1 protein-coding gene is annotated in these 201 nt (G+C 53.7%); it reads right to left on the minus strand.

The features are described 5' to 3' along the window. A partial coding sequence (locus V6D41_RS21480) for a condensation domain-containing protein (protein WP_333519577.1) occupies positions 1-201 on the minus strand: 201 nt, incomplete at both ends.

Here is a 201-nt window from a genome sequence, read left to right on the forward strand (position 1 = left end):
GTGTTCACAAACATGCCGAGTATCGGCTCAAGGTCCTTGTGCGGCCGGCCGGCAATTGGCGATCCAACGATGATCTCTTCTTGTCCGCTTAAGCGTGATAATAACGCTGTGTAAGCCGCCAGGAGCACCATGTACAGTGTGCTTCCGTTCTCCCGTGCCAGCTTATGAAGGCCTGATGCGGCTTCTTGATCGAGCGTAAAT

Origin of the sequence: Bacillus sp. 0102A, from assembly GCF_036765155.1 — a bacterium.
GTDB classification, from domain to species: domain Bacteria; phylum Bacillota; class Bacilli; order Bacillales; family Bacillaceae; genus Bacillus; species Bacillus subtilis_G.